This window comes from Streptomyces caniferus (genome assembly GCF_009811555.1).
Lineage (GTDB): Bacteria > Actinomycetota > Actinomycetes > Streptomycetales > Streptomycetaceae > Streptomyces > Streptomyces caniferus.
Genome location: NZ_BLIN01000005.1, coordinates 822,819 through 839,100 on the forward strand (window position 1 = coordinate 822,819; position 16,282 = coordinate 839,100).

The following is a 16,282-nucleotide window of genomic DNA, read 5'->3' on the forward strand; positions in this document are numbered from 1 at the left end:
CGGACGCGGGGGCATCGGCGCCCGCGGCGATGCTCGCGGCCCGGCCGGGACGGGTCCCGGGGGTGACTCCGGCGTCACCTGCACCCGCGTATGCCTCGGCACACAGGTCGGTGAGGCGACTGTACTGGTGGTCACGCCGTCGGGCCGAAGCGAAGGGCGCGGTAGGCCCCCGCGGGACCGGCCCGGCGGGCGGCGGGGGCGTCGCCCGGCGGGGGCCGGAGAGAGGAGGGGTGCGGCGGCGGGCGGGGGCGGCGGACGGCCACCGGGATGCGCGGCGGTTGAACGGTGGCCATGACCGGCGACGTACAGGAGGGCGGGTGCCTGGGCACCGAGCCATGTCGTCAGCCCCTCCCGCGATGGGCCGGGATGCGTCCCGCGCGTCCCGGCGTCTACAGTGCCCCAGATGGTCTACAGCACTGTAGACGACCAGCGGGGGAGCCGTCGCACGGCCGGTGCCCCGGTGCGCCTCCGGACCGCCGGCGCACCGGAGGCGACAGGTCCACGCAGCATTGTGATGCACCTGCTCGCGCAGGCTCGCACCAGGAGCACCACCCGGCGCCGGTAGGGTCCTTGACCGTCCCGCACCAGTTACACGAGGAGCCAGGATGTCGCTTGCCACGATCGTCACAGTGATCACCCTCACCACCACGGCAAGAAGGACCCGGCGGCCGACGGACCCCTGGGAGGCCGTGTCGTGAGCCCTCTCCCCCACTCCTCGACCCTGCAGGACACCGCTCCGCCGACGCCCGCCGAGCGGCCCGCGGACGCCGCCCGCTCCCCCGCCGGAGCCGCGGCCGAGCGGGCGTCACCGCCCCCGAAGAAACATCGCGACGCGTTCTTCGACAACGCCAAATACCTGGCGATCGTCCTGGTGGCGCTGGGTCACGCCTGGGAGCCGCTGTACGCGGGCAGCCGGAGCGCGGCCGCGCTGTACATCTTCGTCTACGCGTTCCACATGCCCGCTTTCACCGTCATATCCGGGTACTTCTCGCGCAGTTTCGATATGCGCCGCGACCGGCTGCAGCGGCTGGTCACTGGCGTCGTCGTCCCGTACATCCTCTTCCAGACGGCCTATGCGCTGTTCCGGTACTGGGCCGGTGACCTGCCCAGCTTCTCGGCCGACCTGATGGACCCGTGGTTCCTCACCTGGTTCCTGGCCGCCCTGTTCCTGTGGCGGCTCACCGCCCCGCTGTGGCGGATCGTCCGGTGGCCGGTGCCGCTGGCCCTGGCGATCGCCCTGTCGGCCTCCGTCTCTCCGGACCTCGGCACCGACCTGGACCTCCAGCGGGTCCTGCAGTTCCTGCCGTTCTTCGTCCTCGGCATGTGCCTGAAAGCGGAGCACTTCAGCCTGGTGCGCTGCTGGGCGGCGCGCATTGCCGCGGTGCCCGTCCTCGTGGCCGCGCTGGGCTTCGCGTACTGGGCCGTGCCGCGCATGAACGACGCGTGGTTCTACCACACCGACAGCGCGCAGAAGCTGGGCGTGCCGTGGTGGTGCGGCATCCTGATGCAACTGGCCATGTTCGGCTGCTCGTTGGTCCTCACGGCCTGCTTCCTGGCCTGGGTGCCCGGCCGCCGGACGTGGTGCACCGTACTGGGCGCCGGCACGCTCTACGGCTACCTGCTGCACGGTTTCCTGGCCAAGGCCTCCCGCTGGTTCGACTGGTACGACGCCGCCTGGGTCCACAGCCCGTGGGGCTCCGTCGTCGTCACGCTGCTGGCCGCGGCGGTCGTGACACTGCTGTGCACCCCGCCGGTCCAACGCGCCCTGCGCTTCGCCATGGAGCCGAAGATGCGGTGGGCCTTCAGGAAGGAGCCCCCGCCCGGTACGCCGCAGCGCCGTACGGCATAGCGGGTCGGCACGGACCGGGAGCCGGATGACGCTGCGGTGACGGCGCCCCGCCGGAGCCGGGACGGGACCGTCCACGTCACGTGGACGGTGCGCGGGGGCCTCGCCTCCACCCCGGCTCCGACGGCCCCGGCGGATAGCATCAGTACTGTTGGCGTGGCTCATACGTGCGGTGGTGGCTCACCTCTGGGCCGACCGAATGCTTGCCGTGACGTGATCGGAAGTGCCTGCGCGATGGCCAGCAGCCCTATGAGCCCCGGCCACCCTGATCCAGCAGAGGCGCCGATCATGGAACCAGCTGCGGCGGCATCGCCACCCCCGGCCGGCATCAGCCTGCGCCAGCTGCTGATGTCGCTGGGCGAGCCCCTGGTGGAGCTGCAGGCCGCGCCCGCCGGGCTGGACGTCGAGATCCGCAGCGTCGCGCTGCTGGACCCCGAGGACCCGCCGATCACCCAGCCCGGCGAGCTGGTGCTCGCCATAGGTGCCCGCGGCCGGGCCGCATTCCCCGCGCTGCGGGCCGGCGGGCGCGACGGCGCCGCCGCCGTCGCGGTCAAGCTGGACACTCCCGGACAGGCCGCGGCGCTCAGCGCGACCGCCGTCGAGGCGGGCATCGCCCTGCTGTCCGTACGGACCGAGGCGCGCTGGGAGCAGGTGGACGCGCTGGCCCGCGCGGCGCTGGAGAGCGTGCCGGACGGGCGTCCCGGCGAGGGGCCCGAGGAGGGCGACCTCTTCTCGCTCGCCCAGACCACCGCCGTCCTGACCGGCGGCATCGTCAGCATCGAGGACACCGCCAACCGCGTGCTGGCCTACTCGCGCTCCACCGACTCCGACGAGGTCGACGATCTGCGGCGGCTGTCCATCCTGGGCTGGCAGGGCCCGGAGGCGTATCTGGCGCGGCTGCGGAAGTGGGGTGTGTTCCAGCGGCTGCGCGCCTCCGACGAGGTGATCTGTATCGACAGCCACCCCGAGCTGGGGATCCGCCGGCGGCTGGCGGTGGCCATCCGGTCCGGGGAACGCCAGCTGGGCACCATCTGGGTGCAGGAGGGCTCGGCGCCGCTGACCGAGCACTCGGACCAGGCGCTGCTGGGCGCGGCCCGGGTCGCGGCGCTCCACCTGGTGCGCCGTCGCCGGGAGCTCTCCGCGGACCTGACGCTGACCCGTACCCTCGCGGCCGGGCTGCTGGAGGGCAGCACCGGCCCCCAGCCGCTGGCCAGCCACCTGGCGTTGGACGCGGCCCGCCCGGCCGCCGTCCTGGGCTTCTCGTACGGGACCGCCGAGGCCACCCCGTCGGAGCTGACCCGCTCCGAGGTCAGCAACCTGATCTCGGTGCACACCGCCGCCCGGCACCGCAGCGCCCTGGTCACCCAGGTCGATGCGCGGATCTACGTGCTGCTGCCGCAGCTGCCGCGCAGCATCGACCTCGGCACGCTGCGCGGCTGGGGGCAGGCGATCACCGAGGCGGCCCGCCGGCATCTGGGCATGTCGCTGCGCGGTTCGATCGGCTGCATCGTGCCGGGGCTCGGGGAGGTTCCCGAATCACGGCGGGAGGCGGACCGGATCCTCGACGCGATGGTGAGTGCCGGTGTCACCACCACGGTCGCCGCGCTGCCGGACATTCAGGCGGAGGTGCTGGTCAGCGAGGTGCTGCGACTGCTCTCCGTGCATCCGGAGATGCGCGACCCCCGGCTGACCGCCCTGGTCGCCCACGACAGCCGGAGCCAGGGTCAGTTGGCCGAGTCGGTCCTCGTCTATCTGAACGCCTTCGGCGACGTACGGGCCGCCGCCGCCGAGCTGCATGTGCACCCCAACACGCTGCGCTACCGGATCCGCCGGGCCGAGGAGTTGACCGGTCTCGACCTCGCCCGTCCGGATCAGCGGCTGCTGGCGATGCTCCAGCTGCGGCTGCCGTCCGCTCCCTGAGCCGGCGCGCCGCCCGGCGCCGCGGGCCCGTCCGTCCGCGTCACCCGAGAGCTCCGCAGCCGGCCGCCCGTTCGCCCGGTGCACATTGGCCGGATCCCACACACGGCCGTTGGTCCAAGATTCTCCTAAACTGGGCGATATTGCTCCATTGAGCTGACGGGCTGGCGATGATGACCTCGGAGAATGCTCTGCCGGGCGGGTCGGGCCGCGCATGGGACATGGCGAAAGCGGCCACGGCCGAACTGGACGCGCAGGGGCTGGTCGTCGCCTGGACCCGGGCGGCGGAGCGGCTGCTCGGGTATCCGGCCGAGGAGGTGCTGCACCGTCCCGCGGCGGAGCTGCTGGCACTCCCCGGCGACGAGGCGCGGGTGGCCGCCGTCGCCCAGTGGTGCCGCTCGGGAGACGGCTGGGGCGGATCGGTGGCGGCGCGCCACCGCGACGGCCGGGATCTTCAGCTGGCGGTGCAGGTCACACCCCTGCTCGACAGCACCGGCCACGAACGGTGGTCCGTCCTCGCGCTGGAGGAGTGGCGGATGCCGGGCGGCGGCGTGAACCAGCTGATGCTCGAACCGTTCCTGGCGCAGGCCCCGGTCGGCATGGCGGTCCTCGACACCGGTCTGCGGTACGTCTGGGTGAACGAGGTGCTGGAGCACCTGATCCCCCTTGACCAGCGGCTGGGCAAAGCCGTGGCGGAGGTGTTGCCGAGGCTGGAGGCCGAGGCGTTCGAGGAACGGATGCGGCGGGTCCTGCGGACCGGGGCGCCGGTGATGGACTACGAATTCCGCAGCCCCACCTACGCCGACCCCCACCAGGAGCGCGCCTACTCGGCGTCCTTCTTCGGGCTGGAGGACCCCCGCGGCCGGCGCATCGGCCTCTGGTACATGGTCATCGACGTCACCGAACGCTGGCGGGCCCAGGAACGCCTCGCCCTGCTGAACGACGCCAGCGTGCGGATCGGCAGCACGCTGGACGTCACCCGGACCGCACAGGAGCTGGCCGATGTCGCCGTGCCGGCGCTCGCCGACTTCGTCGCCGTCGACCTGCTGGATTCGGTCCTGCAGGGCGCCGAGCCGGTTCCCGGACCGGTCGACAGCACCCCCACCATGCGCCGCAGCGGCCAGCAGTCGGTCCACGAGGGCTGCCCGGAAGCCGGTCTGGCCGTGGGGGAAGCCGTCCAGCGGTCCCCGTCGTCGCCCATCGCCCGCTGTCTGCTCAAGGGCGAGTCCCTCGTCGAGCCGGTCCTCGACTTCGCCACCAGCTCCTGGGTCACCGAGGACCCGGTCCGGGCCGCCGTGATCCGTGAATTCGGGTTCCGCTCGGTGATGGTGGCGCCGGTTCAGGCCCGGGGCATCACCCTGGGCGCGGCGACGTTCTTCCGCTCCCGCCGTCTGGGGCCCTTCGTGGCGGACGATGTGCGGCTCGCCGAGGAGCTGGTGGCCCGGGCCGCGGTGTGTGTCGACAACGCGCGCCGCTTCACCCGTGAGCGCGCCGCGGCCCGGGTGATGCAGCAGAACCTGCTGCCGCACGAGCTGACCGGCGGCTCCGCCCTGGAGGTGGCGTCGTGGTACTTCCCCGCGGACGCCCCGAGCGGGGTGGGCGGCGACTGGTTCGATGTGATTCCGCTGTCCGGGGCGCGGGTCGCCCTGGTCGTGGGGGACGTGGTCGGGCACGGCATCAACGCCGCGGCCACGATGGGCCGGCTGCGGACCGCCGTACGCACCCTGGCCAACCTGGATCTGCCGCCCGATGAGCTGCTGGCCCGGCTGGACGACCTGGTCATCGGCCTGGTGAAGACGCATGGCGCCGACCCGGCGGCGGACGCCGGGGACCCGGGCGTGGCCTCGACGTTCATGGGGGCCACCTGTCTGTACGCCGTGTACGACCCGGTCGGCAGACGGTGCAGCATGGCGCGCGCCGGTCATCTGCCGCCGCTGATCGTCGGCCCGGACGGCGCCGTGGACTGTCCCGACCTGCCCGCCGGGCCGCCGCTCGGCCTCGGGACGCTGCCCTTCGAGGCCGTCGAACGGGAACTGGCCGAGGGCAGTCTGATCGCGCTCTACACCAACGGCCTGATCGAGGCCCGCGACCGGGACATCGGCGTGGGCCTGTCCCGGCTGAGCGACACCCTCGCGGTGTCCGGGCAGACCCTGAAGGAGATCGGCGGGAACGTGGTCAAGGCCCTGCTGACCGGGCCGCCGTCCGACGACGCCGCACTGCTGCTGGCCCGGACCCACGCCCTGGACGCGCACCAGGTCGCCTCCTGGGACCTGCCCAGCGACCCGGCCGTGGTGGGGAACGCCCGTGCCCTCGCCGGCCGGCAGCTGTCCGCGTGGGGCATGGACGATCTGCTGTTCACCACCGAGCTGATCGTCAGCGAACTGGTCACCAACGCCATCCGCCACGCCGCCGGCCCGATCACGCTGCGCCTGATCCGGCAGGACGCCCTGATCTGCGAGGTCTCCGACGCCAGCAGCACCTCACCGCGGCTGCGCCATGCCCGGACCACCGACGAGAGCGGGCGCGGGCTGTTCATCGTCGCGCAGCTCACCCGTCGATGGGGCACCCGCTACACACCGACCGGCAAGGTCATCTGGACCGAGCAGAGCACGCCGTCCGAGGCCGGGGCGCCCGCCGGGACGGACTGACCCGGCGGGACGGCCGGACCCGGTGGAACGGCCGGCCCCGTCAGGACGGACTGACCCGGCGCGTCGGAGGGCCGGGCGCGGCGCCTCCGGCACGCCGGTCCTCACCCGGTCCTCCCCCGGCCCCCGACGCACGCCGGTCCTCACCCCACCCGCCGCGCACTCCGGGCGGGGTCCGGTTCGCTCCCGCCGGTCACGTGGTCGCAGTCGTCCCCCGCCGCGACGGGCCGGCCGACGAGGCCGCGTCCGGGCAGGTCGACATGGTCGCGGTCGGTGTCGGCCACGACCCGTCGCGGCGGAGGGCCGGCGGGGCAGGCCGTGAGGTGGGCGGTCACATAGGCCGCGCTGGTCCTGGTGATGTCGCGGGTCAGCCCGAGGGGCAGCAGCGAGCGGGTCTCCGCGATGGCCTCGTCCTCGCCGGCCCGCAGCACCACCCGGACGTCCGGTGCCACGCCATGGGCGGCGACCGCGACGGCGATGTTGTCCAGTTCGTGGGAGCCGACGGCGGCGAGCGCCCGTGCCCGTCCCAGGCCGAGCCGCGCGAGCACCGCACGGTCCTCGCCGTGCGCCAGCACCACGGGTATCCCCATCGACCGGGCGAGGCGCAGATTCGGGGCGGTGGGCTCGCGTTCGACGCCGACGACCGGCACCCCCAGCCGGCGCAGGGTCTGGCAGAGCCGCAGCCCCACCTGCCCCAGCCCCACCACGATGACGTGACCGGAACGCGGCAGCACCCGCGGCCCCAGGACGCCGACCAGCCGGGGGCCGATCAGCCGGTCGACGATGCCCGCGGTCAGCAGCGCGGTGAACCCCACCGTGACCAGCATCGCCACCGCGGACACCACCTCGTAGACGGGATGGCCGGGGTGCGGTGCGGCGGGTCCCACCCCGGCGACGACCCGGGCGGCTTCCAGGAAGGCGGTACTGGCCGGCTCGTGGAACACGGCGACCAGCCACATCCAGTCCAGGGCCAGTACGGCGACGATCCCCAGCAGCCCGATGAGCAGCAGGCGGGCGTCCGTGTCATGCGGCTGCAACTGCCCGCGCAGCCGCCCGAGCAGGGCGCGCCGCCGGGCGCCCGTGCTTGCCCGCCACGCCGTCTCCACCAGGCGTTCGCCGTGCCGCCGGACCGCCACCGCGCCGCGCCCGTCGTCCCATACGGCGAGGGCGTCGGGGTCCACGCACAGGCCGGCCAGCGTCGGCGCCAGGAGGTCGGCGGGCGAGACCGGCACGCAGTGGCGCAGCAGCAGCCGGAGCTGCTCCGCGACGGTGCGGTCGAAGACGGTGACGACGATCCGGACGGTGTCGCAGACGTGGCGTACCGCGAGCGCATAGCGCAGCGCGGACAGATCGTCGCCCACGAGTACGGCCACTCCGGCCGGCCGTGCGGCGAGCGCCCGGCGGAGGTCCTGGTCGTCCGGTGCGGCGAGATGGTCGACCGGGTGCCCGCTCTCCCCGAGGGAGGCGCAGACCCGACGCGCCAGCGTCGTCGCCCCGATCACCACGACCCCGCCTTCCTGGCCGACCGGGCCGGTGGCCGGATCTGCCCCGGGTTCCTCCGCCTCGGCCACCGGACGCTCGGGGCCCGTCGGCCGCTCCGGCGGCTCTCCTGCCGGAGCGTCACCGCGTGGTTCACCCGGCGTTACGTCCCCCGACCCGCTGCCGTCGCCCACCACTGATGGGGTGGCGGGCGCAGCGTGCGGCGGGGCGGTTCGGGTCTGTCGGGCGGAGGGAAGGGTGGCCATGGAGTCCCCTTGCTCGTCGGCCGGTGAAGGGCCGAACTCACGCTAGGGCGCCCGCGGTCCGAGGCATCTGTCCCGCGGACCAAGGGTTCGCCGACGGCGTTGTCCGCCCGCACCAGCGGCCGTCCGGACGCCCGCCGGACACGTGCAGGGACAGGGGGCGGCGAAGGCCGTTCACCATGCATCCCCAGAGCGCGAGCCCCTTTTCCGCCAATCTTCATTGGCCTGACGTACAGCTCTCGAGGGGGACTTTGTCCTGTCTCACAAATACGCCACCGCGCACCGCCACATACGCTTACGCAAATCCCAATCCGGACGTGATGCGGCTCACCTCCCACAAGGAAGGCGGGCCACGGCGCGGAGGTGCGATCAGCGCTCCCCCACCCGCGCAGGGCATCCGGAGGCCGCGACCCGCTCGTCGCGCCTTCGCACTTCGTCAGGGCCATGACCGCCGCATACCGGCACCCGGCCCTTCCGTGCGTCCAGCCGCCGAGGCGAACGAAGCAGTCACCACATGCATGACCCCTCCAACCCTCAATGGATGTCGAGATGACTACACCTCCCCCCAGCTCCGTGGCCGCACCGCCCGCACCGCCCGGCAACGGACAGGATCCAGGGCAGTCAGGGCTGAAGTCGGGCCTCAAGAACCGCCATCTGTCCATGATCGCCGTGGGTGGGGTCATCGGTGCCGGCCTCTTCGTGGGCTCCGCCTCCGGCATCGCCGCGGCCGGCCCCGGCATCCTGCTGTCGTACGCCCTGGTGGGCGCGCTGGTCGTCTTCGTGATGCGGATGCTCGGCGAGATGGCCGCCGCCAACCCGACCTCCGGCTCCTTCTCCGCCTACGCGGACCGGGCGCTCGGCCGCTGGGCCGGCTTCTCCATCGGCTGGCTGTACTGGTTCTTCTGGGTCGTGGTGCTCGCCGTGGAGGCGACCGCCGGTGCGGCGATCCTCACCAGCTGGGTCCCGGCCGTCCCGCAGTGGGCCTGGGCGCTGATCGTGATGGTCGTCCTCACCGCCACCAACCTCGCCTCGGTCTCCTCGTTCGGTGAGTTCGAGTTCTGGTTCGCCGGCATCAAGGTCGTCGCCATCGGGGCCTTCATAGTCCTCGGCGGACTGGCGATCTTCGGCGTGCTGCCCGGCTCGCAGAACGCGGCCACGGGCTTCGCCAACCTCACCTCGCACGGCGGCTTCCTGCCACACGGGCCCAGCGCGATCCTCACCGGCGTGCTGATGGTCGTCTTCTCCTTCATGGGCAGCGAGATCGTCACCCTCGCCGCCGGTGAGTCCGAGGACCCCGAGCGTGCGGTCACCAAGGCCACCAAGAGCGTCATCTGGCGAGTCGGCATCTTCTACCTCGGCTCGATCCTCGTGGTCGTCTCCCTGCTGCCGTGGAACGACCCGTCGATCGCCAAGAAGGGCTCCTACGTCGCGGCCCTCGACTCGATCGGCATCCCGCACGCCGGCCAGATCATGAACGTCATCGTGCTGACCGCCGTGCTCTCCTGCCTCAACTCGGGTCTCTACACCGCCTCCCGGATGGCCTTCTCGCTCGGCCAGCGCGGCGACGCCCCGAAGGCCTTCGCCCGGACGAACTCGCGGGGCGTCCCGCAGGCCGCGATCCTCGCCTCCGTGCTCTTCGGCTTCATCGCGGTCGGCTTCAACTACCTGTGGCCGACCACGGTCTTCCAGTTCCTGCTGAACTCGTCCGGCGCGGTCGCGCTGTTCGTCTGGCTGGTCATCTGCTTCTCGCAGCTGCGGATGCGCGGGATCATCCTGCGCGAGAACCCCGACAAGCTGGTCGTGCGGATGTGGCTGTTCCCGTACCTGACCTGGGCGACGATCGCGATGATCTCGTTCGTGCTGGTCTACATGCTCACCGACGACAGCGAGGGCGGCGGCCGCATCCAGGTGCTGCTGTCGGTGCTCCTCGCCGCGCTGGTGGTCGCGGTGTCCCTGGTCCGCGACCGCCTCGGCCGCAACAGCGCCGAGAAGACGGCCGTCACCGCCCCCTAGCGGGTCCTTCCGACCGGTCCGGGTGGGCCGCGGTGCCCGGCGCCGCGGCCCACCCGGAGCGCGAGGAGGCCCCATGTCACAGGGTGGCCGACCGGTCACGAACGCCGTGCCGTACGGTCGGCGGTGTGCCCCGCACCCGCCGTCCGTACGGCACGGCGGCGGCACTAGCCTGCCAGTGCCGCACTCCTGTTCTCCGCTCACGAGCCCACCACCGGAAGGCCGCCGAAAGACATGCCCGCGTTCAGACGCCGCAAAGGCAGCCTTCCCCGCCTCGTCCCCGAGCTCGACGACGTCACCCTGGGGCGGGTGCGACGGCGCGTCGAGACCTGCTGGTCGCGCGGTTCCCTGGACACCGCTGTCATGGCCCTGATGGCCGACACGATCAACGAGGCCGGCGAGGACTGGGACCGCAAGGCCCACCGCCTGGGGGTGCTCGCCGCGTCCGCCGGGCGTTCACTGCCCGGCATCTGGCGGCAGCACAGCCCGAAGGACCACGGCGCACTGCTGCTCCACGCCTGGTCCGACCTGATCCAGGCCCGGCAGCAGGACTCCTCCATCGACCTGAACGCCACCCGCGAGACCTGCCGGCTCGCCTCCGAGCTGCTCCCCGCCGACCCCACCCCGTGGGCCCTGCACCTCGCCACGCTCCGTGTGGAGCAGCGCCCCTCCACGGAACTGGCGGCGATCTGGCGCGAGATCAAGGCCCGCGACCCCTGGAACCGCGAGGCGCATCTGCAGGCCCTGGGCTACCTCTCGCCGGACGAGTGCGGCTCCAGCGCCCTGGTGCTGGACCTGCTCGACGGTGTCCGTTCGCTGATGCCGCCCGACGCCCCCGCCGTCGGCCTGGAACTCACCGCGCTGGTCCGCGGCCACCAGCGCGCGGTCGCCGGGGGCGGGATGACCGCGCTGGGCGCCGGAGAGATCTGGCGGCGCCCCGATGCGGCCCGGACCCTCGACCAGGCCGCGCACTACTGGCCGGGCCCGGGGTTCCTCCGGCACGCCGCGGCCCTGGCCGATCTCAACCTGCTGGCCTACGCACTGATCAAAGCCGGCCGGACGACCGAGGCCGGGACCGTCCTGCGCGCCACCGGAGGGGTGGCGACGGTCTGGCCGTGGAACATGGACGGCGACCCGCTGGAGCGGTTCTCCCACTTCCACGGCCGCTACGCGAGCGGTGACGCCGACGGCGGTTCCGCGGGGCGTGGCCCGTCCTGGCGGCGTTGACGCCCGGGGCCGCACCGACCGGGGGCTGAACCCGGTCCGGCGAAGAGCGCGTGTGCGAAGTCCGAGAGTGCGATGACATAGCCGGAACGAGTGGTTTTGTAGCCTCTTGCGGCGTATCGCGAGTGTCCCGCCCGCTTCTCGGGGAGTCCCTCCTCGACGAAGGGTGGGAGATGCGCATGCGCGACACCGTCGGCACCGGCGGCCCCGCGGCCAGGAGCCGCCGGCGCGTGCTGATGTTCGTCGTGCTGCTGGCGCTGCTGCATGCCGCACTCACCACCGGCTGCTCCCATGGACCGGCCCCCGACAGCCACGGCTGCCCTCCCCACACCGGCGCCCCCGTCGTGTCGGGCCCGGCCGTCCGGCCCTGCGTCACGGCGGGCCCGGTGCCGGCGTCCACCGGCGGCGGGAAGCATCCGGGCAGCGGCGTCCGTCGCCTCTGCGACGCGTCGGCCTGTCATCTGCGCCCTCAGGTCCCCACCGGGTCCGGCGGCAAGGCGCTCGGCGACTCCCCCGTCGCCCAGGCCCCCACCGCGTCCCGGGTCGCCTCTGCCGGGGCCGCCGTCACGGCCGCCGCCCCCGCCTCGCCACCCCGCGTGGCCGTCCTGCGCTGCTGAGCCGATCCGGCCGCATCCGCCACCCCACCCGGCAACCGGGCCATGGGGCGATCGCGGTCTGCCGTCATCAGCTCACGGGACTTCCACCGCAGGAGATCTGGCATGCCCCTCGATGTCTTTGCCGCTCTGGGCGCGCTCGTCCGCGCCGAGGCCGTCCGCACGAAGAAGGTGCCCGCGCCCACCCCCGCCGAAGAGCCCGCGACACCCCAGCCGGACAGCCCGGCGCCCCCGCCGGCCGAGCCGCCCGAGGCCGTCGCCGCCGAGCCGCCCCAGGCCGTCACCGCCGTCCCGCGACCCGCCCGGAGGGGCCTGCTCGCCAGGTTGGTGCAGAAGCTGACGACGCTCTTCGGCTAGGGCCGGGCGAACGACGTCCCGTCGTTCGCCCGCACGGCAGGCGGGACATGGAAGACAGCCCGGGGCGGACGTCCTCGTACGGCCCGCGCACCGGCGGCCCGCTCCCGCCCCGGCGCGCCGCGAGGGCCCCGGTGCGCCGACGGGCCCCGGCGGCGCACCGTTTGTCCGTCCCTCCGGTGGGCGCCATCCTGGGGACATGGCCCCCGTTGCGGGCTCGGACACGGTGTCCGGCTGGGTCGTACGGCGCCCCGGCCCGATCGCTTCCGGGCCGCTGACCGGCATCCGCCGTCCGGCTCCCGAGCCGGGCCCCGGAGACCTGTTGCTCAGCGTCGAGGCCTGCGGTGTGTGCCGTACGGATCTGCATCTGGCGGAGGGCGACCTGCCCCCGCACCGGCCGTCGACCGTGCCGGGCCATGAGATCGTCGGCCGGGTGGCCGCCGTCGGCGAGGCCGTGACGGCGTTCCGCACCGGTGACCGGGCCGGCGGTGCCTGGCTGCGCGGTACCTGCGGGGTCTGCCGGTACTGCCGGGCGGGCCACGAGAACCTCTGTCCGGAGTCCCGGTACACGGGCTGGGACGCCGACGGCGGCTTCGCCGAGACCGCACTCGTGCCCGCGGACTACGCCTATCCGCTCCCTGACGGCGGGGACGCCACGCTGCTGGCGCCGCTGCTGTGCGCCGGGATCATCGGGTACCGCGCGCTGCGCCGCAGCGCACTGCCCGCCGGCGGCAGGCTCGGGATCTACGGATTCGGCGCCTCGGCACATCTGGCCGCGCAGGTCGCCCTGGCCCAGGGCGCGACCGTCCATGTGCTGACCCGGTCGGCGCGGGCCCGTGAACTCGCCCTCGCGCTGGGCGCGTCCTCGGCCGGCGATGCCTACGACCGCCCTCCCGAACCGCTGGACTCGGCGATTCTCTTCGCGCCGGTGGGCGATCTGGTGCCGGTGGCGCTGGAGGCACTCGACCGTTCGGGCACGCTCGCCGTGGCCGGTATCCACCTCAGCGACATCCCCGCGCTCCACTATCAGCGCCATCTCTTCTACGAGCGGAATCTGCGCAGCGTGACCGCCAACACCCGGGAGGACGGCCGCGCGTTCCTGGCGACCGCGGCCAGGATCGGCATACGGGTCACCGTCAGCCCCTACCCGCTCAGCCGTGCCCCGCAGGCGCTCGCGGACCTGGCCGCCGACCGGGTCCAAGGGGCCGCGGTGCTGACGCCGGGCTGACACCGTCCGGGGGCGCGCCGTTCACCCACCGTGACCCCTGCTCCGACTAGCTGGTCCTTCCCTGCGTGCCGCACCATGGAGAGGAGGCCGTGAATGACGACATATCCGGTAAGGCGGTGGCGGGGTGGACGCTCCGGCCCCGGAGAGCGGATACGGCGACCGTGGCTTACGACGACGGCTTCCGGCATACGGAGGCGGTGCAGGCAGTGACCGCACGGGTCCTTGGGTCCACCGGGGCTGAGCTGACCGCCGTCTATGTGCCCGCCGAGGGGGGCGGCGATCTTCAGCTCGCCGAGATGGTCGGCGGCTCCGGCGGCCTCTACGGACTGCCGACGAGCTTCCCGCTGTCCGGCAACTCCCCGGTCGCCGCGTCCTTCCGCACCGGTCTTCCCCTCTGGCTGAGCCCGGCCGAGCTCGCGCAGTACGGCGTCACCGCTCCCCCGGGCAGCCCCGGGGCCGAGCCCTGGGACGGCGCCGGGACGCTGCCGTCCGATGTCTCGCTGGGCGTGCTGCCGCTCGGCGGGGACGCCAAGCGGCTGGGGTGCCTGGTGGTGATGGACAAGGCCCCGGACGCCTTCGACGCCGACCGCCGCCACCTGCTGGAACTGCACGCCGACCAGGTGTCCGCGGGGCTGGAGGCGGTCGCCGCCCGGGTCATGGCACGGACCGAGCGGCGGTCGCTGCTGGGCCCGGGGCTGGACACCCTCAGGGGCGGTGCGTTCACGCTGATGCTGAGCACCGGACGGATCGACGCGGACGCCCAGGTGCTGGAGCTGTTCGGGATCGCTCCGGAGCACTTCGACCGGCGGGTGGAGACGCTGCTGGAGTGCACCGCGCCGGACGACGTTCCCGCGCTGATGTCGATCGTCGAGCCGGGCCGGCTGCCCGCCCCCGGCCAGCAGGTGTCGATCCGTATCCGCCGGCCCAACGGCGAGCTGCGCTGGCTGAGCCTGCGCTGCCGGGTGCTGGTCGACGCCGCCGGGACCCCGGAACGCATGCTGGGCGTGGTCGCCGATGCCTCCTATCTGCGCCCCAGCGCGGACGAGGTCTCCCTCGTGCAGCAGCTGTCCGCCGCGCTGGCCGGCGCCACGACCATCCGCGACGTCGGCCAGGTGGTGGTCTCCACCCTGCGGATGCCGCTGGGGGCCGACCGGGTGGCGGTGGCGGAGCTGGAGGCCGACCGGTTCGTGGTGTCCGTCCTCGACCCGCCGGAGCCCGAGGCCTGGCCCGCGGCGTGGCGGTCCGAGTGGCGTTCCGAGTGGCCCGATGCGGCGTGCCATTCGATGCCCACCCTGGAGAGCGTGCTGCGGGCCGGTCATGTGGCCCTGTGGCCCCCGGGGGCCGCGCTCGAACCCGATCTGGTGGGCATCGGGCCCGGCGGTCTCGCGGTGCTGCCGCTGCCGTGCGAGGGCCGGATCGTCGGGGTGTGCCTGGTCGGATGGGACGAGGAGCACCGGTTCGGGCCGGAGGAGCGGTCCCTGCTCACCGCGACCGCGGGGCTGGTGGGCCAGGCCCTGGTCCGCGCGCATGCGCTGGATGCCGGGCACGAGCTCGCCACGATGCTCCAGCGCAGTCTGCTGCCCCGCAAGCTGCCGACGCTGCCCGGCGGGGTGGCCGTCGCCCGCTATCTGCCCGCCACGATGGGGCTCGAAGTGGGCGGCGACTGGTACGACGTCATCCCGCTGTCCGACGGCCATATCGCGCTCGTCATCGGCGACGTGGAGGGCCACAGCGCGGGCGCCGCCACGATCATGGGCCAGATGCGCACCGCCATCCGGGCCTATGCGGTCGAGGGCCACCCGCCCGATGTGGTGGTCTCCCACGCCAACCGGCTGCTCCTCGGCATGGAGACCGATCTGTTCGCGACCTGCTGTTACGTGGACCTCGACATGGAGGAGGGCATCGCCTGGTTCGTCCGGGCCGGGCACCTGCCGCCGCTGCTGCGGTTCCCCGACGGCAGCACCGAGGAACTGTCCGTCGAGGGCGGTCCTCCGCTGGGGGTGGCCGCGGAGGGCGAGTTCCCGCTGACCGAGGTGGGCCTGGCCCCCGGCACCGTGCTCGTCCTGCTCACGGACGGGCTGGCCGAATCGGCCACGCTCCACCTGGACGACGGTATCCGCCGGGTGCGCGAGCTGCTCGCCGGGGCCGATCCGGCCGATGCCGGGCAGCTCGCCGATCAACTGCTCGGCGAGACGAAGCGGCGCGACGACGATGTGGCCGTGCTGGTACTGCGCTACGACGGGATGCGCGTCCGCCCGACCCGGGCGCACTGGGCCGTGTGGCGGCTCCCCGACGCCGTCATGCATGCCCGCCGCTTCACCGCCCGCAAACTGCGCTCCTGGAAAGTGGCCGAGGAGCTGGACGTGGCCCTGCTGGTGGTGTCCGAACTGGTCACCAATGCCATCGCGCATACGCAGGGAGAGGTGCGGCTGGATCTGACCCTGGCCGCCGACCGGCTGCGGATCGGGGTGAACGACGCTTCGCCCCGCGCCCCCGTCAAGCCGACCAGCGTGGACTGGGAGTCGACCGGCGGCCGCGGACTGCTGCTGGTCGAGGCGATGTCGGCGTCCTGGGGCTCGGTGCCGCTGAGCGGCGGCAAGCAGGTGTGGAGCGAGATCACCCTGCAGCCGGGCGAGCAGCTCGACGCAACGGGGGAACCGGCCGTCGCGGACGGCCGGCGGGAGGGGGAGGAGGTGCCCTGA

General features: G+C 73.4%; 10 protein-coding genes. 9 read left to right on the forward strand and 1 reads right to left on the reverse strand.

Annotated elements, in window-relative coordinates; genetic code table 11:
* Nucleotides 1-694: 694 nt before the first annotated feature.
* From Scani_RS20195 to Scani_RS20205, 3 genes are all read left to right on the forward strand, one after another.
* The gene (locus tag Scani_RS20195) at nt 695-1,849 is read left to right on the forward strand and encodes an acyltransferase family protein (protein WP_159478335.1); all 1,155 of its coding nucleotides are present in this window, start codon (nt 695-697) and stop codon (nt 1,847-1,849) included.
* Nucleotides 1,850-2,134: 285 nt separating this feature from the next.
* A complete protein-coding gene (locus tag Scani_RS20200) occupies nt 2,135-3,766 on the forward strand; it encodes a helix-turn-helix domain-containing protein (protein ID WP_167538124.1) in 1,632 nt (543 codons plus the stop codon).
* Nucleotides 3,767-3,933: 167 nt separating this feature from the next.
* Nucleotides 3,934-6,411 carry a SpoIIE family protein phosphatase gene (locus Scani_RS20205; protein ID WP_159478338.1) on the forward strand — a complete coding sequence of 826 codons (2,478 nt, stop codon included), beginning with the start codon at nt 3,934-3,936 and terminating at the stop codon, nt 6,409-6,411.
* 140 nt (nt 6,412-6,551) lie between these two features.
* Here the strand turns inward: Scani_RS20205 and Scani_RS20210 are convergent, their stop codons facing one another.
* Complete coding sequence (locus Scani_RS20210; protein ID WP_246296041.1) at nt 6,552-7,979, reverse strand: NAD-binding protein; 1,428 nt, start codon at nt 7,977-7,979, stop codon at nt 6,552-6,554.
* A gap of 720 nt (nt 7,980-8,699) precedes the next feature.
* Between Scani_RS20210 and Scani_RS20215 the strand changes: the two genes are divergently transcribed.
* The 6 genes from Scani_RS20215 (at nt 8,700) to Scani_RS20240 (ending at nt 16,282) form a co-directional block, all read left to right on the forward strand.
* Nucleotides 8,700-10,163: an amino acid permease gene (locus Scani_RS20215; protein WP_159478341.1), complete on the forward strand. Its 1,464-nt coding sequence runs from the start codon at nt 8,700-8,702 to the stop codon at nt 10,161-10,163.
* A 231-nt stretch (nt 10,164-10,394) separates the two neighbouring features.
* A complete protein-coding gene (locus Scani_RS20220) occupies nt 10,395-11,387 on the forward strand; it encodes a hypothetical protein (protein WP_159478344.1) in 993 nt (330 codons plus the stop codon).
* 176 nt (nt 11,388-11,563) lie between these two features.
* Entirely contained in the window at nt 11,564-12,001 is a 438-nt protein-coding gene (locus Scani_RS20225; protein ID WP_159478347.1) for a hypothetical protein, read from the forward strand.
* A 102-nt stretch (nt 12,002-12,103) separates the two neighbouring features.
* On the forward strand, nt 12,104-12,355 hold the full coding sequence (locus Scani_RS20230; RefSeq protein ID WP_159478350.1) for a hypothetical protein: 252 nt from the start codon (nt 12,104-12,106) through the stop codon (nt 12,353-12,355).
* 196 nt (nt 12,356-12,551) lie between these two features.
* Nucleotides 12,552-13,580: a zinc-dependent alcohol dehydrogenase family protein gene (locus Scani_RS20235; RefSeq protein WP_159478353.1), complete on the forward strand. Its 1,029-nt coding sequence runs from the start codon at nt 12,552-12,554 to the stop codon at nt 13,578-13,580.
* Nucleotides 13,581-13,876: 296 nt separating this feature from the next.
* Nucleotides 13,877-16,282, forward strand: a complete 2,406-nt coding sequence (locus tag Scani_RS20240) for a SpoIIE family protein phosphatase (RefSeq protein ID WP_246296418.1) — start codon at nt 13,877-13,879, stop codon at nt 16,280-16,282.

What these genes read in the sequence shown, in the direction of transcription:
- Scani_RS20200 (WP_167538124.1), top strand. Translation starts at nt 2,135, where the DNA reads ATGGAACCAGCTGCGGCGGCATCGCCACCCCCGGCCGGCATCAGCCTG.
- Scani_RS20205 (WP_159478338.1), top strand. Translation starts at nt 3,934, where the DNA reads ATGATGACCTCGGAGAATGCTCTGCCGGGCGGGTCGGGCCGCGCATGG.
- Scani_RS20215 (WP_159478341.1), top strand. Translation starts at nt 8,700, where the DNA reads ATGACTACACCTCCCCCCAGCTCCGTGGCCGCACCGCCCGCACCGCCC.
- Scani_RS20220 (WP_159478344.1), top strand. Translation starts at nt 10,395, where the DNA reads ATGCCCGCGTTCAGACGCCGCAAAGGCAGCCTTCCCCGCCTCGTCCCC.
- Scani_RS20225 (WP_159478347.1), top strand. Translation starts at nt 11,564, where the DNA reads ATGCGCGACACCGTCGGCACCGGCGGCCCCGCGGCCAGGAGCCGCCGG.
- Scani_RS20230 (WP_159478350.1), top strand. Translation starts at nt 12,104, where the DNA reads ATGCCCCTCGATGTCTTTGCCGCTCTGGGCGCGCTCGTCCGCGCCGAG.
- Scani_RS20235 (WP_159478353.1), top strand. Translation starts at nt 12,552, where the DNA reads ATGGCCCCCGTTGCGGGCTCGGACACGGTGTCCGGCTGGGTCGTACGG.
- Scani_RS20240 (WP_246296418.1), top strand. Translation starts at nt 13,877, where the DNA reads ATGGTCGGCGGCTCCGGCGGCCTCTACGGACTGCCGACGAGCTTCCCG.